Origin of the sequence: Aquimarina celericrescens (assembly GCF_042682765.1) — a bacterium.
In the GTDB taxonomy this organism is placed as follows: Bacteria; Bacteroidota; Bacteroidia; order Flavobacteriales; family Flavobacteriaceae; genus Aquimarina; species Aquimarina celericrescens.
In genome coordinates, this window is sequence record NZ_JBHUHY010000003.1 from 633,204 (window position 1) to 653,475 (window position 20,272).

General features: G+C 34.4%; 22 protein-coding genes. 21 read left to right on the plus strand and 1 reads right to left on the minus strand.

The features are described 5' to 3' along the window. The first annotated feature begins 45 nt into the window (after positions 1 to 45). From ACFSJT_RS06615 to ACFSJT_RS06680, 14 genes are all read left to right on the plus strand, one after another. A complete protein-coding gene (locus ACFSJT_RS06615) occupies positions 46 to 1,299 on the plus strand; it encodes a hypothetical protein (RefSeq protein WP_378319433.1) in 1,254 nt (417 codons plus the stop codon). A 181-nt stretch (positions 1,300 to 1,480) separates the two neighbouring features. Continuing rightward, entirely contained in the window at positions 1,481 to 1,996 is a 516-nt protein-coding gene (locus tag ACFSJT_RS06620; RefSeq protein WP_378319434.1) for a hypothetical protein, read from the plus strand. An 88-nt stretch (positions 1,997 to 2,084) separates the two neighbouring features. Continuing rightward, positions 2,085 to 2,717: a hypothetical protein gene (locus tag ACFSJT_RS06625; protein WP_378319435.1), complete on the plus strand. Its 633-nt coding sequence runs from the start codon at positions 2,085 to 2,087 to the stop codon at positions 2,715 to 2,717. Between the two features lie 12 nt (positions 2,718 to 2,729). Then, positions 2,730 to 3,122, plus strand: a complete 393-nt coding sequence (locus ACFSJT_RS06630) for a hypothetical protein (RefSeq protein WP_378319436.1) — start codon at positions 2,730 to 2,732, stop codon at positions 3,120 to 3,122. A gap of 20 nt (positions 3,123 to 3,142) precedes the next feature. Continuing rightward, on the plus strand, positions 3,143 to 3,664 hold the full coding sequence (locus ACFSJT_RS06635; protein ID WP_378319437.1) for a hypothetical protein: 522 nt from the start codon (positions 3,143 to 3,145) through the stop codon (positions 3,662 to 3,664). Positions 3,665 to 3,669: 5 nt separating this feature from the next. Then, positions 3,670 to 3,969, plus strand: a complete 300-nt coding sequence (locus ACFSJT_RS06640) for a hypothetical protein (RefSeq protein WP_378319438.1) — start codon at positions 3,670 to 3,672, stop codon at positions 3,967 to 3,969. Positions 3,970 to 4,013: 44 nt separating this feature from the next. Continuing rightward, positions 4,014 to 4,376, plus strand: a complete 363-nt coding sequence (locus ACFSJT_RS06645) for a hypothetical protein (RefSeq protein ID WP_378319439.1) — start codon at positions 4,014 to 4,016, stop codon at positions 4,374 to 4,376. Continuing rightward, positions 4,330 to 5,145: a hypothetical protein gene (locus tag ACFSJT_RS06650; protein WP_378319440.1), complete on the plus strand. Its 816-nt coding sequence runs from the start codon at positions 4,330 to 4,332 to the stop codon at positions 5,143 to 5,145. The genes ACFSJT_RS06645 and ACFSJT_RS06650 overlap by 47 nt, the downstream gene beginning before the upstream one ends. Then, positions 5,142 to 5,324: a hypothetical protein gene (locus ACFSJT_RS06655; RefSeq protein WP_378319441.1), complete on the plus strand. Its 183-nt coding sequence runs from the start codon at positions 5,142 to 5,144 to the stop codon at positions 5,322 to 5,324. The genes ACFSJT_RS06650 and ACFSJT_RS06655 overlap by 4 nt, the downstream gene beginning before the upstream one ends. 2 nt (positions 5,325 to 5,326) lie before the next feature. Beyond that, positions 5,327 to 5,752 (plus strand): hypothetical protein, encoded by a 426-nt coding sequence (locus ACFSJT_RS06660; protein WP_378319442.1) that lies wholly within the window; start codon positions 5,327 to 5,329, stop codon positions 5,750 to 5,752. Between the two features lie 3 nt (positions 5,753 to 5,755). Further along, on the plus strand, positions 5,756 to 6,754 hold the full coding sequence (locus ACFSJT_RS06665; RefSeq protein WP_378319443.1) for a peptidoglycan-binding domain-containing protein: 999 nt from the start codon (positions 5,756 to 5,758) through the stop codon (positions 6,752 to 6,754). An 11-nt stretch (positions 6,755 to 6,765) separates the two neighbouring features. Beyond that, on the plus strand, positions 6,766 to 7,425 hold the full coding sequence (locus tag ACFSJT_RS06670) for a hypothetical protein (protein ID WP_378319444.1): 660 nt from the start codon (positions 6,766 to 6,768) through the stop codon (positions 7,423 to 7,425). A gap of 2 nt (positions 7,426 to 7,427) precedes the next feature. Beyond that, positions 7,428 to 7,625 (plus strand): hypothetical protein, encoded by a 198-nt coding sequence (locus ACFSJT_RS06675; RefSeq protein WP_378319445.1) that lies wholly within the window; start codon positions 7,428 to 7,430, stop codon positions 7,623 to 7,625. Beyond that, positions 7,612 to 7,839, plus strand: a complete 228-nt coding sequence (locus tag ACFSJT_RS06680; RefSeq protein WP_378319446.1) for a DUF4248 domain-containing protein — start codon at positions 7,612 to 7,614, stop codon at positions 7,837 to 7,839. The genes ACFSJT_RS06675 and ACFSJT_RS06680 overlap by 14 nt, the downstream gene beginning before the upstream one ends. A gap of 75 nt (positions 7,840 to 7,914) precedes the next feature. On the opposite strand, the gene ACFSJT_RS06685 is transcribed toward ACFSJT_RS06680, so the two are convergent. Next, positions 7,915 to 9,294, minus strand: a complete 1,380-nt coding sequence (locus ACFSJT_RS06685) for a hypothetical protein (protein WP_378319447.1) — start codon at positions 9,292 to 9,294, stop codon at positions 7,915 to 7,917. A 344-nt stretch (positions 9,295 to 9,638) separates the two neighbouring features. Between ACFSJT_RS06685 and ACFSJT_RS06690 the strand changes: the two genes are divergently transcribed. The 7 genes from ACFSJT_RS06690 (at position 9,639) to ACFSJT_RS06720 (ending at position 20,110) form a co-directional block, all read left to right on the plus strand. Further along, positions 9,639 to 10,538: a DNA adenine methylase gene (locus ACFSJT_RS06690; protein ID WP_378319448.1), complete on the plus strand. Its 900-nt coding sequence runs from the start codon at positions 9,639 to 9,641 to the stop codon at positions 10,536 to 10,538. A gap of 65 nt (positions 10,539 to 10,603) precedes the next feature. Continuing rightward, the gene (locus ACFSJT_RS06695; protein WP_378319449.1) at positions 10,604 to 11,785 is read left to right on the plus strand and encodes an antirestriction protein; all 1,182 of its coding nucleotides are present in this window, start codon (positions 10,604 to 10,606) and stop codon (positions 11,783 to 11,785) included. Positions 11,786 to 11,917: 132 nt separating this feature from the next. Next, positions 11,918 to 14,350: a hypothetical protein gene (locus ACFSJT_RS06700; RefSeq protein ID WP_378319450.1), complete on the plus strand. Its 2,433-nt coding sequence runs from the start codon at positions 11,918 to 11,920 to the stop codon at positions 14,348 to 14,350. Between the two features lie 274 nt (positions 14,351 to 14,624). Beyond that, positions 14,625 to 16,238 (plus strand): NERD domain-containing protein, encoded by a 1,614-nt coding sequence (locus ACFSJT_RS06705; RefSeq protein WP_378319451.1) that lies wholly within the window; start codon positions 14,625 to 14,627, stop codon positions 16,236 to 16,238. Between the two features lie 265 nt (positions 16,239 to 16,503). Continuing rightward, positions 16,504 to 17,565, plus strand: coding sequence for a cysteine desulfurase family protein (locus tag ACFSJT_RS06710; protein ID WP_378319452.1), 1,062 nt, complete (start codon positions 16,504 to 16,506; stop codon positions 17,563 to 17,565). Between the two features lie 51 nt (positions 17,566 to 17,616). Further along, a complete protein-coding gene (locus tag ACFSJT_RS06715) occupies positions 17,617 to 17,844 on the plus strand; it encodes a helix-turn-helix domain-containing protein (protein WP_378319453.1) in 228 nt (75 codons plus the stop codon). Next, entirely contained in the window at positions 17,831 to 20,110 is a 2,280-nt protein-coding gene (locus ACFSJT_RS06720; protein ID WP_378319454.1) for a DUF262 domain-containing protein, read from the plus strand. The genes ACFSJT_RS06715 and ACFSJT_RS06720 overlap by 14 nt, the downstream gene beginning before the upstream one ends. Positions 20,111 to 20,272: the final 162 nt, after the last annotated feature.

Consider the following 20,272-nt stretch of genomic DNA (forward strand, 5'->3'; position numbering starts at 1 on the left):
GGCTTTGGAATTTGAGATTTGAATATTGAAAAAATTTTAACTGTTATGGAATTACATCGATTGGACGGCTTGGATGCCGCAGGAATAGATCATATGGAAGTTATGGATACACAACCCGATTTCATACTTGAAGGCATCAATGATGCCCCAGAAATTGCTTATGAGATATTCGATGAAGATGGAAATGTGGTATTGTATGCCGATGCCGAAGAGAATATCTATGTAATTGATGGATTGAATGGATTCTTTAGAAAAATAGGAAGAGGCCTAAAAAAGTTCACCAAAAATATTGGTAGAAAAGTGATCAAACCCGTGGTTAGAACCTTCAATCGATTTTTAAACCCAGCCACCATCCTTTTAAGAAATGGATTTTTACTGGCGATGAAAGCGGATATGATGAAGGTGGCCAGTCGACTACGTTTCGGGTATCTGAGCGAAGCTCAGGCAAAGAGAATGGGGATTGATATGGGCAAGTTTCGTAAGCTTAAAAAAGCGGTTTCCAAAGCAGAAAAGATCTATCGAATAGCAGGAGGAAGAGGTAGAAATCTTCGAAAAGCCATTTTACGCGGAAAAGGGAACAAAGACCGAAAAGTACCACTTAGTGGCTTTGGTTTAGGGACAATTGATAATGAACCTGAGCTATTTAATGATCCTTTCGAAAAGTTCGTCGTTGAATCAGATCTGGATACATTTGAAGCCTTTTTAAATAATGAAGTACAAGTTGATGGACTAGGAGCCGTCGCTACCGGACCTGCCATGGCAACTGCGAGTGGAGCTGTCGCCAGCATTTCAACTGTGCTGAGTAAGATAGGTAATATCTTTGGCCGGGCACAAAAGGTAAAGCAACAAGCACAAACCTTGTTTCAAAAACCAAGAAGATTGGTTCCTTCATTGCCACCATCACGAACCAATACGCCCATAAGAACCGGTATTCCAAGAACTTCTGGGTTCAGGCCCTCCCCTTTTTTTAGAAGAAATAGACCTACTTCCGTAGTTACCACTCAAAATCGTGTGGTACGAAACCGAACTACCAGCACTTCTACAGAAAAGAAGCCCTGGATCGAGAGAAACAAAACTCCATTACTTATCGGAGCAGTTGGATTGGTGGCTGCAGGAGGAGTGGTGATTGCCATGCGATCGAATAAAAAATCAAGCAAACCCGTTTCAGGAATTCCCAAGAAATCAAAATCTAAAGGGAGAGATGCGTTAGGAAGATTCACTAAAGGGCATACGATTGCCAGAAAAAGAAATATCAAGAAAAAAGCCCCGGAAAAATTAGTTCCCAAGGCGTTACTATAAAATGCTTTCAGGGTGCTTGACTTATTCTTCGGAGCAACACAATACTCTATGATATGATGCTCAAAAGTATAGCTTTCATTGAAAGCTTAGATGAACTAAACATTAAATAATCATGAAAAAAGCAAATGCAAAAGATAGCTTATTAGAAGTAGGAAAACACCTAAGCTCAGGCGTACTAGGCATGGTCGCAGGCTCTTACGTAGGCAGGCATTCCCTCGTTATTGGGGCGCTGACCATTTTCGGGGGAGCCTACTACGGCAAGGACTGGATTACCTCCGCAGGAGTGGGTATGGCCTTCTCCAATGGATTTTCAAAGAAATCAGAAACCACTCAAGGCATCGATGGCATCAAAGACGATCTGGAAGAAGCCAAAGACAGGACAGTTACTTCACTCAAAGCCATTGGTAAAAAGCTCTATTTAGATAAACTGTCTCCATCATTAGCTCAAAAACTATCACTTGGGAATATTGAAGATCGCCCCTTGGTGTTTATGGGATCTGAAGTAGTAGATGAAGGAGATTTTGATACCCAGGAGGTAGATGATATTATCCAAAAGATTGAAGCAGGTGAACCTTTACCCACTGCCGATATCCAACAAGAATTTATAGAAGGAACAGCTACCGGAGATATAGGCAATATTGATATCGAAGCCCTAAACGGAGCAGAAGTTATAACAGAACTTAATGCAGTAGCGTGAAGTAGTACAAAGGCTTAAGTACATAGTACCAAGTACTTGAAAGACTTAATACTCATTACTCAATACTAACTACTTAATACTAATTACAATGAAAACAATGATAAAAAGTTCCAGATCTCAGTTTTTAGAGATTGTCAATGCGCATATCTCACTTAGAGATCAGGCCAAAAAACACGATCCAGCTATGGTAAAAGTAGCTATGGATATCAAAGAAGGAAGGCTACAATTAGCAGATGCTGCTTACTATTCGATCAAGTTTGCCGGGAACCGTGCCAATATCGATATGTTTGAAACCCAGGATGCCAAGGAGATTGGGATTACCAATGTCACCCAAGCCAAACTTCAGAAAGACCGTTTGTTTTTATGCAATCGAATCATCCTGTTAGCTGCAGAGATTGAAGGTGATCTTCCCGGAAGCGATTCTCAACTCAAAAAAGTAATCAAACAAACTGATTTTGGAAGCATTAAAGAAGTGTCTGGATTACAAAACGGAGTTTTTTCCCTAGTTGCCAATAAAAAGACCATCATTGATGAGCGTCCCATGCAGGAGTTTGTGACCGATAACAATCTAATGAGTAATCTGGGAACCTATTATCTGGAAAGTCCACGCTTTATTAGAGACGATGAAGAATTTGAGTTCAATATCGAATTGGGAGAAGATGCTCCAGAGAAAGCATTGATCAAAGTAGTATTGGCAGGAACGGTAACCATCCCAGCCTAAAGAACATAACCGATGGAGCAAAAAACCAAAGAAACCCGCATCACGTTTCCCTTCAAGGTAACAAAAGCCAATAGTTTGGTAACCATAGACAATCTGGAACTCCCAAAGCATACCAAGTTGGTGAAGGGGCTACAACTGATCTCAGATCATCCAAATAGGCTCTATTACCGAGGAAGCCAGCGTATTGAAATTGGCGGAGAAGAACTGTTTCCAGATGGTTTTGATAGTAAGATCCTGATGGCTTCGGTAAGTGTAGCCCCAAGAGAACGATTCTTTGATTTGGGTGAGGTATTACCGGGTGATCTTTTGGTAAAAATACGGTTTGAAGATAAAGATCATCCTAAGGTGCCTTTCGAAAAAGGATATCGGGTAAGCTTGGTAGTATTAATTGAAGAGACCGCATAGCGGCCATTAAATGTTAATCTATGAAATGTAAGATCCATACACACAATAAAAAGGAAGCAAAAGCGGTTATAGTCCGCAGGAAGTTTGTCCCAATACGATTTAAGATAACTAGGGAAAATCAATTTGTAAACGCAGCGGCCAAACTTCCTTTTTCTTCCAATGCTGTGATTGGGATGCTCACAACCAACCAAGTAAATTATTGCAGTGATGCCCCGGTTCCTTCTCGATTGTATTATGGAGTTTCGAATGCTCAAATAACAGATACTCGTTTTTTAAATCTCAATGAAGGAGAAGTGTATACTACTAAGTATCCACCCGATGTGCGAATTCGACAAACGGACAATAAGAATACCTGGTGGTATTATGCCCATCCGGTCACGGATCAGTTTCCCTATCTCTTTGAAGACGATTTTGTAGATCAGTTAAAAGACCCGATCAAAGTAAATGTCCAATATCCCGGACAATGTGATCCTGTACCGTATTACCTATGGAGTCAACGTTTAATTGGATTTGCTTGGATTACGTATAACCCAGAAGATTAACCATTATGGTTTTAGGAGTGTTATCATTATTTCAGAAAAGAGGATTGTTTTATAGCGAACAAGAAGTGCATTCGACAGAAGGCTTTTCTAATATGGAAATGCAGGAACTGGAAAAGGTTACTGATGAGTTTGTAGATTTTGAGAATCCCACAAAGCAATACAAAGTACATCCGGTAGAAGAATCTGGGAATACAGATTATATCACAGCCACTTTCGAAGATCAAGGAGAAGCAGAGTATCCTTATGAAGTTACGGTATGGTTGCTTATCGAGGAAGCACCGGAGGAAGTAGATGTGAAAAATTAAATTATTAATCAATCACCCGCAAGAGTGAGATAAAAAGACACGCTATGCGTGAAGAGTTTGCTTTGCAGTATGCTCAGAGAAGAGCTAAAGAACGAGGATACGATCAGTATCGAATTGTATATCGAGAGTTTATCATTCCACCGAATGGAACCTTGAAGTTTCAGGCGTATAACGAACTCTGGTTGATCATCCATATCGCTTGGGGATTGATTGTAAAATCCAGTTACGGAAAGTATACAAATTGGTACACCCAAGGGATAACAGAAAACAGCCATGAACATGGTGATCGAATAGAGATTATCAATACCCGAAAGTACCAACGAACGATACGATTTATACAGGTGATTCTAAAAACCAAAGATGATGGAAGCACGACAAAGAAAACCGGGATCGGTGAGGCTAACTGATGAGCAATACCAGGAGATGGATCGACTAGGGATAGATAATGAAAGTGCCTATGTAAAGTACAAACTCAGTACGGCCCAAAGCAAGTTGGCGGTTTTAAAACCGGAGCCACAAGAATCTCAAGTGAAGACATTGCCCGCAGTACCGAATAGAGCTAATGACCTGCCTCAGGTAGAAGATAAATTGACGATTCAGCGGTTGGTGTTAGAGAATCAAAACCTGAAAAACAAACTGGAGGAGATTTCAGAAAGCAATCAACAAACTTTGAGTGGAGTCAATCAAAAGGTACATGCGATGCTTCAGGACGAGCTGATGAAACGAGATTTCGAAGCCCAGAAGAAACAGAGTACTCAACAAGAAAAAGAGATCAAGACATTAGAAGAGAAACTGGAAAAATCAAAGAAAGAAACGGAAGCCAAACAAGAGGAGATCGAAGCTTTGGTCAAAAAATTAGGACTGGTTGAATTAGGTAAGGCCTTGCTTCCTGGTGCTATCTCTGGATTAGCCAAACAGTACCCCAATCAGATGAAAGGGATCGCAGGAACACTAGGAAGCATAGGTCTCAGCCACGATGTGGCAGATGAAAATGAAGAAGACAAGGAGTATTTACTTCAAATTTTAAATCACTTCACTGAGGTGTTTACCGAAGAACAATTCGAACAAGTCATGCAACTAATGGTTCAATTAGGAGAGCGTATCAAAGAAGACCAACAGATACTTCAGAAAGTAACCTATTATGTACAACAACTTAAAAAGAAAGAAAAACAATGATCACACCCATAACCGTAAACATCGATGTAAAAGACAAAGCAGAAGCACATCAGGTAAAAAAAGCTTTTGAAACGATGAACAAACATTTTAAAGCCAGGGGCATTATCAAGATGGAACAATTATTTCTAAATGATGCTTTTATCAGAAACCTGGTGAAAATGAAAATTAACAAACGATAAATATGGCACTCCCAGCAGCACTAGCAGTGCAGGCGATTAAAAACAAACCCAAAGTCAAGGTAAATTCGAAAGTTAACACGGTACTACTATCCACAGCTTTCGGATTAGGAGTGTTCTTTGCTGGAAGAGCGATTTGGCGTTCGTTTAAAAGAAATATTAGAGAAGGTCAAATCTTGAAAGAAGGCAACCCGGCATCTTTTGCTACGCAACTTAAAATGGCCTTTGAAAATGATAATGCCTTTGGTTGGGGAACTGATGAAGAAGCGGTGTATAGAACGCTAGAGCAAATTCCGAATACATGGATGATGCGAAGGGTGCAACGAGCCTATAAAGATCTGTTCGGAAAGAACCTTGCCAGTGATTTAAAAAGTGAACTCAGTACCCAGGAATTTACCATTGCTCAGGAGATCATAAATGCTAAACGATAAGTGATGAAAAAACAAATGACACTAAAAAAGCAACCTAAGAAGAACCCAATTAGAAAGAAAGATTCACAAAAGAAATATGTGATGTATGGTCTGGGGATTGCTGCATTGCTAGGAGGTGGATATTTGGCCTTTATTTTCTTTAGAAACCGAAGGGCTCAGCAACGAAGCATACAAGAACCAATAACCATTCCAACACCAAGAGATATTGTTACCCGACCCATACTTCCTGTGGCTTCCTCAAGCAGTTTCCCATTACGAAGAGGAGCAAGAGGATCTTTAGTGCAAATGATACAAAAAGCACTGTTAAACAAAGGAGAACAAGCAGCACTCATCATCAAAGAAACCAGTTTACGAGCCGGGCAACCGGATGGGATCTTTGGTAGAGGAACTGAACGCGCCTTAAGAGTAGCAGGATATCCATCAGCATTAACTCAAAGTCAGTTTACTAGCCTGGTTGGAAAAGAAAAAAGCACTTCCGGATTTAATCCGGGGATGATTGCTAATGAAATCATAGGAGCAGCCAACAAACGAAACCTTTTTGGAGTATTGAACGGATTAAAGAAGATCCAAAATGTAAATCAATATCGTCAGGTTAGTACCTTTTTTCAGAATGTAAGAATCTTAGGCATACGAGTAACTTCAATAGTCAATGCCCTTTTAAGTGTGGCATTTCGACAAAAAGAACTGGAGAAGGTTAAAATAAGAGCAGAATTTCGAAGAATGGGGCTTAAGCAAAATACGAGAGATGTGTGGTTTATACCAAGCCTTAACGGTCTTGAAGATTTTGATTCGGTAGGAGACCAAATAGAGAATGAATGGAGTTTGGCTATTGTAAGAAAACCTACGCTATTAAAATCACAAGATGGCACCTTTATCGTTCCTGAAGTATTACCCAAAACCGTCATTGGATATATTACCGGAATCAAAAATGGAACCACCCAGATCCTAACACAATCTGGAGAGACCGTATTTGCTCCTGTTCAGAATGTAAGTATACTATAAATTGTGAATTGATGTTATCCAAAAGCCTACAGATTTTACGAAGTAAAGGGTACAAGGTTTACCGAAAACCCTATGAATTAAATATTGTAGGGTATCGAAGTCGCTTCGTACGCAGCAATCAATTTGATGATGAGATTCATGTATTCTATACGAATGATCAAGGAAAATGGGTATATCATATCTTTAAGGCTACTACAGATCCGGGACAATATTGGTTGGATAATCCATTACATCCAAGAGGAACGCCGTTCCTAAAAAAAGGACAATATCAACATGCCTATGGCATTGGATTACATCGAGGCATTTATCCAGCCTTAGTACAACAAAAGGATGTGAATGTGATCCGAAATTATAAGCGGAAAGGAATATTTAAATGGTTTGAATCGGGAGTAGAAGATAACGGGAGGTTTGGAATCAATATCCATCGAGCCAGAAAACAAGGTACTACCAAAGTGATTGATGATTTTTCTGCAGGCTGTTTGGTGTTTGCGAATGCCGAAGATTATAGCCTATTCATGAAACTGACTAAGGAACATCAAAAACGATATGGAAACTCCTTTACGGTAACGTTGGTGGATTTTAGAGATGAACGAAGAAGGCGATTGCAAAAGATAGCTTGGGGGTCACTGATAGCTACTGGAGGATTATTATTTATAAATCGTTTGAACTGAAGATGGGATTATCCAAAAACACCAAGAAAGCAGGATTAGCATTAATGGGAAGTATGCTTGGATTCATGGCAGCCAAGAAATATGCCCCAAAAGAAACATATCCTTTTATTCTGATCGGTGGATTTTTAGGAAGTGTATTAGGCGAAGAGTTGATTATAGAAAAACAAAAACAAATTGGGAGTAGTTATGAAGAATTCTAATACAACGATCTATTTTGAAGGAGAACAGCCGACCAAAATTAGGGCCTATTATAAATATGAATTAGCAGCTTTGTACAATGTGTGCACCAAAACCTTTTCTTCTTGGATCAATACTTATTTAGAAGAACTTACCCAATTTGGATATAAAAAAAGCACTAAACTTCTAAGACCAGAGGTAGTGCGTTTTTTGTTTGAACGGCTGGGAGAGCCCTGATTTGCTATTCATTTCTTCAATTATGCCTTCACAATTAATAGAATACGGGTTCTGCTAATTATATTAACCGGACGTCTATTGTGCGGGTGTTTTTGCTTTCGGATTGCCAAAATTATAACTAATCCCAAAAAAATGGCCAAATTCAAATTTATCATTAGTGGGGATGCTTCCATCCTCTCCTAAATTATATGTAGTTTCCCCGTCAGCGACAAAATCACTTCTTAATGTTGCTACTTGTCCCATTGCCAAACCTCCGTGAAATATAAATCTACTATTCTTACCAAGAATAAGTCCAAACCCTGTCATTAATTGAAATTTTTGTTCGGAACTGAACATAGCTCCAATACTTAAGCTAGGTTTCACCCAAGCCCCTCCTGATCTTATCGAAATATTAACCATTGCCCCAAAACCAAAGTCATAATCGCCATTATCTAATTCTCTAATTGCTGTTCCAGCTTCATTTTCAGTAGTTGCTGGATCATCAGAAATAGCTACTGTTGTATATTCACTATCAAAAAGGGATGTTACTGTAACTCCCCCACTAAAATCAATTTTTAAACCTCCAGTTATCCAGATTTTATAAGTATATTTTCGAGTCGTTTGCTGAGTTTTATCGTAAATTTCTAATTCTATCTCGATATAATCTATATTATCTCCATTTATATCTATTGGAAGTAAATATGGTTTGTTGTCCACAGACAATAGTCTTTCGATCATTACTCTGATCTTTTCTTTGTTCTCCAAAAAACTTTTTTTGAGTTTGGGTAAATCAGGATAATTTCCTTGAGGATCAAGTTTAGATTCTTGGGTATTCCATAATATTAAATACTCTTCATACTTATCTTTAAATTCCCTTCTTTTATCTCGAAATTCATCAAGGTTTAAACTAGTTTTTTGACTATTCAAATCCACAAAATTTCTAATTTCTACTTCTAATTTTGTCATTAAAGAATCTATTATGAATAGCGACTTCAGTGGGTCAGTTTCCAATCGGCCACTTACAATCAATTGAATTTCAGGAATATTAGTATCCGAAGTACTTTCCCTGTTGAAATCAGGAATATATTGCTTATCATCAAATAGATTGACAGACTGATAATTAAGTTTGTATTGATATCTAAAAGGATTCCCATTGATTAATTTTACTGCTAAAAGCTCTCGACTTAAAATAGCTAGCCGGCTTCTATCATTAGACATTTTCACACTTTTTTTACGCGGATCATCAAGATCGATTGTCATAACTACCGTTTCGATATCCTTAGGATTCTCATTACCACTTCTATCACCCGAATTTCTAGATTTAGAATTGATTAATCTTTCATTTGAAGAGCTATTATTATTGAGTCCAGATTCTAACAAAGATTCAGGGTTTTCATTAATCGCTAATTCTTGAGAAAAAGTATAACTATGAAGTAGACTGATAAAGGATAGAAGAAGAATGTATTTTGATTTCATATAATTAGTTTAGTTGATTATAAATATTTAAAACTGAAAATAAAAAACCCCGAATCAGAGTATTGAATAACACTCTGATTTCGGGGTAATTTCTCTCGAATATAGAGAAAATAAAAGAAATAATATTGATATAAGAAAACTTATTAAGTTTTCTTTACAAATAAAACTCTTAATAAAAACAAAAGGAAGATTTGGATAATTTAAACTTTTAGCGAACTTTAGGGAATTTACGATAGTATTCTATTTTTTTAGAATACTATAATTATCTGTTATTAACAATTCATATCAAACCCAAAACAGAAATTAATACATCTCACTTTTCTATCATTACCGAAAACAAAAAGATGAGATCTCCTTTAAACGGCCTAGGAAAAACAACCAAAACTCCAATAACCTATTACGGAGGAAAACAGGCGCTAACCAAACACATTCTTTCGCTAATCCCGGAACATAATCTATACTGTGAACCTTTTGTAGGAGGAGGAGCCATCTTTTTTGCGAAAGAACCAAGTCCTGCCGAAGTGATTAATGACCTCAATGGCAACGTGGTTAATTTTTACCAGGTATGTAAGCAGGATTTTTCCAAATTAAATACACTAATCCAAGCTACTCCTCATAGTAGAAAGTTACACAAAGAAGCTGCAGCTATTTTAAAGAATGAGAACGAAAAAGATAAGGTAAAAAGAGCTTGGGCATTTTGGGTGCAGACCAATATGAGTTTTTCGGCAAGGATATTTGGAGGCTATGCATACGAACGAAAAAGCAATGGTGTATCCAAAACCATTTTTAATAAGAAACAGGCATTTACCAAAGAGATTTGTGACCGACTAGATTTGGTGGATATCGAATGTAACGATGCACTTAAAGTGATTAAAAGCAGAGATACCAAAGATACCTTCTTTTATGTGGACCCTCCCTATTTTAATTCTGATATGGGCCATTACAAAGGATATAAGGAAAAGGATTTTATAGAGCTATTGGAGCTTTTAAGTAAGATAAAAGGGAAGTTTTTATTAAGTAGTTACCCTTCTGAAACATTGAATGAATTTATGAAAAAACAGAATTGGGATCAGCATGCTATAGAAAGGAAAGTTGCCGTTACCAAGCAAACCAATAAAAAGAAAACCGAAGTCCTGACAGCGAACTATGATATCCAAAAGAAGATACCAGCCCTATCAGGTATCTCAGAATTAGAAAGAATAATGATAAGGTCCAGAGCCTTAAAATTACGGTTACAAAATTAGTGCTGATCCTGCACGAAACAGAACTATCCCGAAAGTAATATGGTTACACAAGGTAGTATTGTTTTATGGAAAAACAAGCCATTACGTTTGATACCTATTCACAAGCAATCACCACTATAGAAATCCAGAAACTTCCTGAAATTCTACAAGAAGGACATCAGTTTTTGATGGATGCTAAGGATTTTTATCATAGTGAACCCCTTATAAAAGAAACTATTGATATCTACCTCAATAAATTAAATGCTCATATACCCAAAGAGAAGAAGCAAATCAGTTTAGATGGAATATCATTAATAGAAATGGAATTTATCAAACGTTTCTTGGAGATGCATAGAACTATTCAATCCAGAGATGAACTAAAGCAGTACATTTTTGATCTTCAAAAAGCAATTTCAAAAAAAGAAATCAGTAAAGACACTCCAGTGGCAGATCATCTAATGCAAATCCAAGAGAAATTGATTGTACAACACAACAATCTTATTTTAAAAGAACAAGTTAAGATTGTGATCAATAGAAAATGGTTACGCCAGTTAAGAAAAGTTGTGAAAGGTCAATCTGTTCCCTCTGACTCGAATCAAGATTTAGGAGATATACCTATCAAAGAAGTGCCACCTAGTTTGTTTTCACCAATTAATGCACAGCCTTTAAGCCTTTCGACAAATACATTTAAACTTAATGGAGCATTAGGTGAGTTGTTAGGGAATTTAGAACGATATGAACTAGCCATCACTATCGAAGGTGATCAGGGAGGTGGAAAAACAAGATTTACCTATCAACTAGCAGATGCTTTTACAGAGATTGGAAATCGAATCGCAATTTTTTCCCTTGAGATTGGGATTCGATCTGATTTGATTACGCGTATGAAAGAAGAATATCTACAACCTAAGAATCAAAACAACATATTTATTACGGATCAATTGCCTGAAGGGTATCAAACCATCTCAAAAGCTGCCAAAGATTTTGATGTAATAATCATTGATAGTTGGAACAAAACAGGATTGCCCTCACAAGATTTTGATCGATTACGAAAACAACATCCTAATACCATTTTTATTGTCATTTTTCAACGTACTACTCAAAAGACTATTCGTGGAGGTACTGCACCGCTTTTTGATGCGGGGATCAATATTGAAGTGGTGAAAGTAGATGATTCTTTTGATAATAATTATGCCATTACTACTAAAAACAGGTATGGGGTAACTGGGATTAAATATAATATACTTTGTCAAACAATTTTTGAAGTCTAGATCAACTTTTCCATAAAAACATGTATAATATAAATATCTAGTAATAATACTGAGATATATTTTTAAATGTTTGTATAAATTTTTTGATTATTTTAGAGGGTAATTACCCCTGCTTAACCAACAGAATATTATATGCGACAACTTTTCCTTGACCTTTTTTCAGCTAAGCAGGAAGCCGAATTATCAGAAATTCTTGATAAGAATTCTGATATCTTTAATGATGACAATTGGAAACCTCTAGGAGGTACCTCAAATAATTATAGTATAATAGAGAACCAACAATCTTCTCCCATAGCTGCATTAATTGAGAAAATCACCAATTCAATTGATGCTACATTAATGAAGAGGTGTTATGAGATGGGTATTGATCCTAAGTCGACCTATGCTCCTCAAACCATGGAAGAAGCAGTTGAAATGTTTTTTCCTAACAGAAATTGGGATCTCCAATCCAATAGGCGTAAGCAAGCTGAGGAAATTCAGATAATTGCAGATGGTCCAACAAATGAGACAGCGGTCATTATCTATGATAATGGAGAAGGTCAACTTCCTGATAAATTTGAAAACACTTTTTTGTCCTTGGTTACCGGAAATAAAAACGAAATTCCATTTGTTCAAGGGAAATATAATATGGGAGGTAGTGGAGCCATTGTTTTTTGTGGAAAAAACGGATATCAATTAATAGGTTCAAAAAGATATGATAAAACTGGAAATTTTGGTTTTACTCTGGTAAGGCAACATCCTCTTTCTAAGGAAGAAAAACAAATTAAGAAAAATACTTGGTATGAATATCTTGTAATTGACGGAAGAATACCTTCTTTTCCTATTGATGAGTTAGACCTAAAACTTCACAATAGAAAATTTGTTTCGGGAACTATCATCAAGCTGTATTCTTATCAATTTGGAAAACGTTACGGATTTGCACAAGAATTAAATCAGCAATTAACTGAGTTTTTATTTGAACCAGCGTTGCCAATTTTAACAAAAGATACGAAGGAGCGATACCCTAACAATAAGGTTTTGGAAACTGATCTTTTTGGTTTGAAAAGGCGTTTAGAAAAAGAAGAAGAGGATTATTTGCAGAAGACTTTTGTTGAAGAATATGAGGATGATCTTTTCTTTGGGTCAAAGTTAGTTGTTACAGGATATGTTTTTGCTAACAAAGTAAAAAACTATAGTGTTTCTGAATCTAAAAAGCATATCCGAGAACGATACTTTAAAAATAATATGTCTGTTCTATTTTCTATGAACGGACAAGTACATGGTCATTATACAACAGAGTTCATAACACAATCTTTGAAGTTTAGTCTACTTAAGAACCACTTACTTATACATGTTGATTGTACCCATTTGGATTATGATTTTAGAAAGAGGTTATTTATGGCATCAAGAGATCGGCTAAAAGGTGGTGGTGAAACCAAAGCTTTAAGAGGATTTTTAGCTAAACAATTGAGTAAAAAAGGAAGTATTCTTTATGAATTGAATCAAGAACGAAAAAATTCGATTTCGTTTGAATCTGGTAGTACAACGGAATTACTAAAATCTTTCACAAAAGACATTGGCATGGCTCCTGATTTGATGAGGTTATTAAGCCAAACGTTTAAACTAGACTTTAAGGATGATGCCAAAAAAAACAAGAATTCTAAAGAGAAAAAAAGTCAACAAGAAAAAGAAGAAGTCGCTTTCTCTCCAAAACGTTTCCCAAGTTTTTTTAATCTTAAAGGAAAAGGAACTAAAAATGCAATTAGTCTACCTTTAAATGGAGAAAATCAAATCCAATTTGCAACTGATGTTGAAGATAATTATTTTCATAGAACAGATGAACCAGGTGAGTTAGAAGTAGCATTGATATCTCATAGGTCTAGCGAAACTAAAGGTGGAGATAGGGAGGGAACAAGAACCGAAATAAGTGAAGTGTTGAATGTTCATAAAAGTAGCCCTAGTAATGGAACTATTAGGATACATCTCAATGCTGAGGGAAAAGAAGTTTCTGTTGGTGATGAACTGGAGATTAAAGTATCTCTTAATGGAAGTGGTCCTTCGTTTGAAGAAATACTTATGGTTCGCTTGGCTGAGCCTAAACAAAAAAAAGAGAAAGTTCCTAAAAAAGAAGAAGATTTTGAAAATCCGGGATTACCAGAATTTCAATTGGTTTATAAGGAAGAAAAAGAAGGTTTTCTTTCTTGGGAAAAGGCAAATGAATCACTTCCATCTGAAATGAATGCAGAAATGGTTATGTATCCATTGGCAGAAGGAGAACAACTTGAAAAAATATTCATTAACATGGATAGCAATGTGCTCACTCGATTTAAATCAAAAGACAAAAATATTAATGAAAAACAAAAAGAAGCTAGAGAAACAAAATATATTTCATCGATTTATTTTCACACTCTATTTCTATATACTATTACCAAAAACAGGAAATTTAGTCTTGTAAAGAAAACAGAAGATGGAGCTTCCGAAAACAAGGATATATCAGAATATCTACAAGATATTTTTGATAGCTACTACACAGAGTTCATTATTAACTTTGGTGATAAAGACCTAATTGAAAGCTTAGGAGAATAAAATTAACTTCATGGGATAGACAGGGAAAATATTTAAATAGAAAATAGTAAGAGACATTACTAGTAAACGAAAAAATTGAAGTAAAAAGAAGCTAATTCTTAATGGTTTGCGGAACTCCACACTGAAGTTTATACAATTCAAAGTAAATTGAATTCAATTAGAAAGAAAAAGAAACTTATTTATAATATATATTACTCAATAAGTGGCCCATATATACCCTAAATATGAAACTATAAAAAATCTGAAGGTCCCTCCAACTGAAGGTGAGCTTAAAATGATCGATTTTCTCCTAGAAAACTTGAACGACGAATATGAAATATATTTTCAGCCTTTCTTAAATGGGGATTGTCCAGACATCATTCTAATGAGAAAAGGTGGTGGTATCCTAATTATCGAAGTAAAAGACTGGAACTTAGATAGCTATTACTTAGACTATAGAAAAAGATGGTTTGTTTCATATAATAATGCGCTTACAAAATCGCCTATTTCTCAAGTACTCAAATACAAAGAAAATATGTATAATCTCCATATTGAAGACTTATTGGAACTAAAATTAAGAGATTACAAATATTGGTACGTGGTTAATTGTGCAGTTTTCTTTTATAAAGAAAGTCAAAGTGATATTAAGAACTTTCTTCTAACACCATTTAAAAAAGAGATAAGTGAATTTTCGGAAAAATCAAAAGAACGATATTTAAAGTTTCTGGATAAGAATATAGAATTAATTGGTAAAGACAACCTTAATTCAAAAGATCTAAATGAACTTCTTCAAAGAAGATGGATTAGTAGAAAATCATATTACTTCTCTTCAGAACTTTATGAGAGTTTCAAAAGATACCTGAAACCTTCTTTTCATTCCTTTGATGATGGAAAAGATTTCAAATATGATAAAAAGCAATTACTATTATCAGTTAGTAGATCTGGAGAACAAAAAATAAGAGGAATAGTTGATGCAGGAAAAACTTTGGTTCTAGCCAAAAGAGCAGTGAATGCTTATAAACGAACAAATAAAACGGTGTTAATACTCACGTATAATCTTTCTCTTAAGAATTATATTCATGATAAAGTAAGTAATGTAAGAGAAAATTTCAATTGGAGCAACTTCCATATATTAAATTATCATGATTTTTTCAATTCAACCATGAACAACCTTGGAATTGAATTTGATATTCCCGGAAGTTTTGATAATTGGGAGAATTCGGAAAAAGAGAATTATTTCAACAAAAAATATTATTGTAATATCGATTTATTTGGGAGTTTTGAAAATAGGATCAAAAAATACTCTTCAATTCTTATAGATGAAGTTCAAGATTATAGAACGGAATGGCTTAGGATTATAAAAAAGTATTTCTTAGCGGATAATGGTGAATTTGTTGTATTTGGAGATAGTAAGCAAGATATTTATAATAGAGTTTCTATAGTAAATAACAAAAAAGTGCTTGTTATTCCAAATAGTCTAGGTCGATGGGCACAACTCGACAAGTCTTTTAGATTAACTCCAACAATTACAGCTTTTGCTTCAGTTTTCCAGAAGGTTTTATTAGCGGACAAGCATATTCCTGATGAATTTGAAGGTATTGACTTTCAATCCGAACTATTTGATAAAGTATACTATAAACATTTCGATGTTCTCAATTTTGAAGAAATAGCTCAATTCATTAAGTCTTATTCAATTCAATTAGATAATCATCCAAATGATATTTGTGTGCTCTCATTATCTATAGAAATTATTCGTGAAATTGATTATTACTATAGAAAGAGTACTAAGGAGAAAACTTACATCATGTCTGAGACCAGGGAGTTTCATGAGTATTTAAAGAAAAATCTAAAAACTTTAATAAAGAAGTTGAAAAAATCAGAAAAAATAAAAAATTTCATTTTTGGATGAATTCTGGGTTAACTAAATTTTCGACAATCCACAGCTATAAAGGATGGGAGATAAAAACTCTTTTTTTAATTGTTCAAAAAGATACTCTAGAAACAACCTATAGAGAGCTCATTTATACGGGATTCACAAGATGTATGAGTAATTTGATAATTATCAATATTGATGACATCGAACTTGCAGAATTTATGAGTCAACTACAATTTGTTGAAAATTTATAAAACATTTAATAAATGAATATCTTTGGTGCATTCAGAGATAAAACTGCATGAATAACAAACCAATATATCTAGACAATGCATCCACTACTAAAGTGGATGATAGGGTTTTAAATGCTATGCTCCCTTATTTTAATGAATTATATGGTAATGCATCTAGCAATCATGAATTTGGAAAGCAATCTATGGATGCTATTACCAATGCTAGAAAGGAAGTTGCAAATTTGATAAATGCAATTCCTGAGGAAATTGTTTTTACCTCAGGTGCTACTGAGGCTATTAATATGGCCATTAAAGGATATTGGGAAGCTAATCATGAAAGAGGAAATCATATTATTACTGTAAAAACTGAGCATAAAGCAGTTCTGAAAACTTGTGAATACCTTGAAGAAAAAGGAGTTGAAGTTACTTATTTAGATATAAATGAAGATGGGGTAATTGAATTGCAAGATCTTATAGATGCTATTAAGGAAGATACTATTTTGGTTTCTATAATGTATGTAAACAACGAAATAGGTGTTATACAACCAATACAAGAAATAGGAAGTATTTGTAAAGAAAGGAACATAGCTTTTTTTACAGATGCAACTCAGGCTGTCGGAAAAATGGTAGTAGATGTTTTAGAAGATAATATAGATATTTTATGTTTTTCTGCTCATAAAATTAATGGACCTAAAGGCACTGGAGCACTTTATATTAAAAATGATATAAAATTAATTCCTTTAATACATGGTGGAGGGCAAGAAAATGAACTACGTGGAGGCACTCATAATACTCCAGGGATAGTAGGATTAGGGAAAGCATGCGAAATTGTTGATGCTGATTTACAAAACATTATAGTATCTATACTTGATAAACGGGATGAGTTTGAAAAGCATATAGAAACCAATAATATAGGCGTCATAAATTTTAAAGACACTAATCGTGCACCGCATATATCAAGTATTACCTTAAATAATATAGATGCTGAAGATTATCTCCTTCAGCATAAAGAAGAATTTTATGCATCTACAGCATCTGCTTGCAATTCTAATCTTGTTGAAATTTCCCATGTTATTGAAGTTTCTTCTATCGAAAACAAAGAACATGTTTTTAGAGTATCATTTTCTTAATGAGACTTATTGTCTGTAGACTTATTGTGTTCAAATGTCTTTCTTTGGGTTGTGGAAAAGGATATTTTAATACAATTTGGAGAAAGAATAAGGAGTCTTAGGATCTCCAATAAACTTAGTCAAGAAGAATTAGCCAATAAAACAGGGTTTCATAGAACATATATTGGTTTAATTGAAAGAGGGCAAAGAAATTTAAGTCTCAGAAATATTGAAGTTTTTTCCAAATATTTTAACCTTACTGTTAATGAATTAATGAATTTCGAGAATGATAAGAATTGATAGTGCTTTTGATCCAATTACAAGTAATGTACATACTTTTTTTCAGCAACCAGGAATAGGTTATTATATACCATTATATCAAAGAGAATATACTTGGGATAGCGATAATATTGAACAATTGTTACAGGATATTTCTAAAGGTATTGAAAATGCAATAGATGAAGATGATGAAATACGATTTTTAGGAACTATTATAGCAGTTCAAGAAACGAATCCGACGGAAAATATTGAACCTCAAGATCCCCAAGGCCTACCAAGCCGAATAGATAAAATTATTGATGGTCAACAAAGATTGTCTACCTTAGCTTTATTTGCTACTAAGATTCATGAACATCTTATAGAATTAGAGAACAAATTACCAAATCATGAGTTTAGTGAAACTTTGAAAGAAGCCTCAAGAAACTGGAAGGATAAGCTAGTTGATTTGTTTTCTTTGGATCTTAAGAGAGGAAAACCGGAGAGAAAGCCAAAATTAATTAGAGGTGATATTGATCAATGGACTCGGGATGGGGAAGTTAAAAAAAATTATAAGTCAGATATAGCCAAATATCTTGCTGAATATATTGAATATCATTTTGCGGATGGCGAGAAACCAAAATTGGACAGGAAAACTAAAGTTGGTGAAAACTTAAAGATGATTAATGATTGGATTCAACAAACAGTTATAAATGCCCACGTGAATAACAATACAGATTTCGTGCCTGCATGGGAAATTATTGGAGGTCTTAAGGAAGAGTACATATGGTTATACAATAGGCCAAATTTAAAAGAGGCTGTTAATAGGAAGGAAATCAATAACAGAAAAAGTTTTGATTTTATTGTGTGCTCAATGGCTCAGTTATTTTCGGTATGTCATTATTTATTAGAAAGATGTTGCTTTACTATAATAAAGCCTTCAAAAGATGATTGGGCATTTGATTTATTTCAATCTTTGAATGCGACTGGTACACCTCTAACTGCGATTGAAACTTTTTTACCCTTAGTTGTAAATTCGACAAAAAAAATTGAAGGATCTTACAAGAATTCTAATACAAAGGTTAATTTTGAAAATATCCAAAATTTATTTTCTCATACTAAAACAGCGGCACAAAAAAATAAGTTAACTAATGATTTTTTGACATCATTAGCTATTACAACCGATGGTGAGATATTATCTAGTCACTTTAGTCAACAAAGAAAATGGCTTAACGAGGTTTACAAGGAGAATAATGAAGAACAAAAAGAGGAATTAATTAAATTTCTTGGTAATTACGCAAAGTTCTATAAAGAAATTTGGCTTAATTATAAAGGGGCTAATGAACTTAAAATAGATGTAATATCTCAAAATTCCGAAGCCGATTTAGTATCACTTCTTATACTGTTTTTAAAATCTTCCAATCACAAAATGTCTATAACATTATTGGGAAGATTTTATAACGATTTATTAAATGGAGAAGATGGGTCTATTATAAGTTTTATAATGGCTGTAAAAGCAATAAGTTCATTTTATATTATATGGAGATCTGCAAAATCTAATTCAGGATTAGATAATGTTTATCGGGAATTTTTAAAAAATTCTTCAAAGGAAAAAAGGGATGGAAAAAATTGGATGAATAATAAATCGATTTGTATTGATGATTTGACTAAATATTTACAAAACGTTTTATCTGAAAATAATATAGAAACTAAAGAAAGTTGGATGGCAATAGCTAAAAACAATTTCAAATATAACCATTCTGCTAGCGTTTGTAAAATAGGTCTTTTTCTAGCATTCGAAGGAACAATTACTGATTCGGAATCAATAGGGTTAATGAAAAAAGGAGTTGAAGGGACTTCGCCATATTTTAATTTGTTTAAATGGAATTCTGCGGAGTTAAAGTCAATCGAACATATAGCTCCTCAAAAGGGTAAAGATAGTGGTTGGGATAAAGAATTGTATAATGAAGATGAAACATTCCAACTTATAGGTAATTTAACTTTGTTACCAACTAAAATAAATAGCTCTGCAGGAAATAAAGGGTGGAAAGAAAAAATAATTTATTATAAACATTTGAGTGAAAAAGATCCTGATAAGCTTCAAGAATTGGCCTCCAAAGCTAAAAGTGAAGGTATTAATTTAAATACGGATACGGTTACAGTTCTTCAAAACTCTTCTTTTAATGAACATATCTTGCCTCTTGTAGAAAATTCTGAAAATAAAACTTGGAATAAAAATGTAGTAATAAAAAGGACAGATCGTATTTTGGAACTAATATGGGATAGAATTAATAGTTGGTTAGATTTATAAATAATTAAATATTATGAATAAAGATAAATGGTTAAATAGTAGTGAATCTAAAGGGTTGTTAAAAATTCAAGATTGTGATCTGATGCACTATAGAGTAGCAGGCAAGCTTGAATATAAAAAAGTGAAGAATGCTTATTTCTATAGCAAGGAAGACCTCTTAAA

Excerpts from the sequence above, each read along its gene's own strand:
- ACFSJT_RS06615 (WP_378319433.1), top strand. The coding sequence starts at position 46 with ATGGAATTACATCGATTGGACGGCTTGGATGCCGCAGGAATAGATCAT.
- ACFSJT_RS06620 (WP_378319434.1), top strand. The coding sequence starts at position 1,481 with ATGGTCGCAGGCTCTTACGTAGGCAGGCATTCCCTCGTTATTGGGGCG.
- ACFSJT_RS06625 (WP_378319435.1), top strand. The coding sequence starts at position 2,085 with ATGAAAACAATGATAAAAAGTTCCAGATCTCAGTTTTTAGAGATTGTC.
- ACFSJT_RS06630 (WP_378319436.1), top strand. The coding sequence starts at position 2,730 with ATGGAGCAAAAAACCAAAGAAACCCGCATCACGTTTCCCTTCAAGGTA.
- ACFSJT_RS06635 (WP_378319437.1), top strand. The coding sequence starts at position 3,143 with ATGAAATGTAAGATCCATACACACAATAAAAAGGAAGCAAAAGCGGTT.
- ACFSJT_RS06640 (WP_378319438.1), top strand. The coding sequence starts at position 3,670 with ATGGTTTTAGGAGTGTTATCATTATTTCAGAAAAGAGGATTGTTTTAT.
- ACFSJT_RS06645 (WP_378319439.1), top strand. The coding sequence starts at position 4,014 with ATGCGTGAAGAGTTTGCTTTGCAGTATGCTCAGAGAAGAGCTAAAGAA.
- ACFSJT_RS06650 (WP_378319440.1), top strand. The coding sequence starts at position 4,330 with ATGATGGAAGCACGACAAAGAAAACCGGGATCGGTGAGGCTAACTGAT.
- ACFSJT_RS06655 (WP_378319441.1), top strand. The coding sequence starts at position 5,142 with ATGATCACACCCATAACCGTAAACATCGATGTAAAAGACAAAGCAGAA.
- ACFSJT_RS06660 (WP_378319442.1), top strand. The coding sequence starts at position 5,327 with ATGGCACTCCCAGCAGCACTAGCAGTGCAGGCGATTAAAAACAAACCC.
- ACFSJT_RS06665 (WP_378319443.1), top strand. The coding sequence starts at position 5,756 with ATGAAAAAACAAATGACACTAAAAAAGCAACCTAAGAAGAACCCAATT.
- ACFSJT_RS06670 (WP_378319444.1), top strand. The coding sequence starts at position 6,766 with ATGTTATCCAAAAGCCTACAGATTTTACGAAGTAAAGGGTACAAGGTT.
- ACFSJT_RS06675 (WP_378319445.1), top strand. The coding sequence starts at position 7,428 with ATGGGATTATCCAAAAACACCAAGAAAGCAGGATTAGCATTAATGGGA.
- ACFSJT_RS06680 (WP_378319446.1), top strand. The coding sequence starts at position 7,612 with ATGAAGAATTCTAATACAACGATCTATTTTGAAGGAGAACAGCCGACC.
- ACFSJT_RS06685 (WP_378319447.1), bottom strand. The coding sequence starts at position 9,294 with ATGAAATCAAAATACATTCTTCTTCTATCCTTTATCAGTCTACTTCAT.
- ACFSJT_RS06690 (WP_378319448.1), top strand. The coding sequence starts at position 9,639 with ATGAGATCTCCTTTAAACGGCCTAGGAAAAACAACCAAAACTCCAATA.
- ACFSJT_RS06695 (WP_378319449.1), top strand. The coding sequence starts at position 10,604 with ATGGAAAAACAAGCCATTACGTTTGATACCTATTCACAAGCAATCACC.
- ACFSJT_RS06700 (WP_378319450.1), top strand. The coding sequence starts at position 11,918 with ATGCGACAACTTTTCCTTGACCTTTTTTCAGCTAAGCAGGAAGCCGAA.
- ACFSJT_RS06705 (WP_378319451.1), top strand. The coding sequence starts at position 14,625 with ATGATCGATTTTCTCCTAGAAAACTTGAACGACGAATATGAAATATAT.
- ACFSJT_RS06710 (WP_378319452.1), top strand. The coding sequence starts at position 16,504 with ATGAATAACAAACCAATATATCTAGACAATGCATCCACTACTAAAGTG.
- ACFSJT_RS06720 (WP_378319454.1), top strand. The coding sequence starts at position 17,831 with ATGATAAGAATTGATAGTGCTTTTGATCCAATTACAAGTAATGTACAT.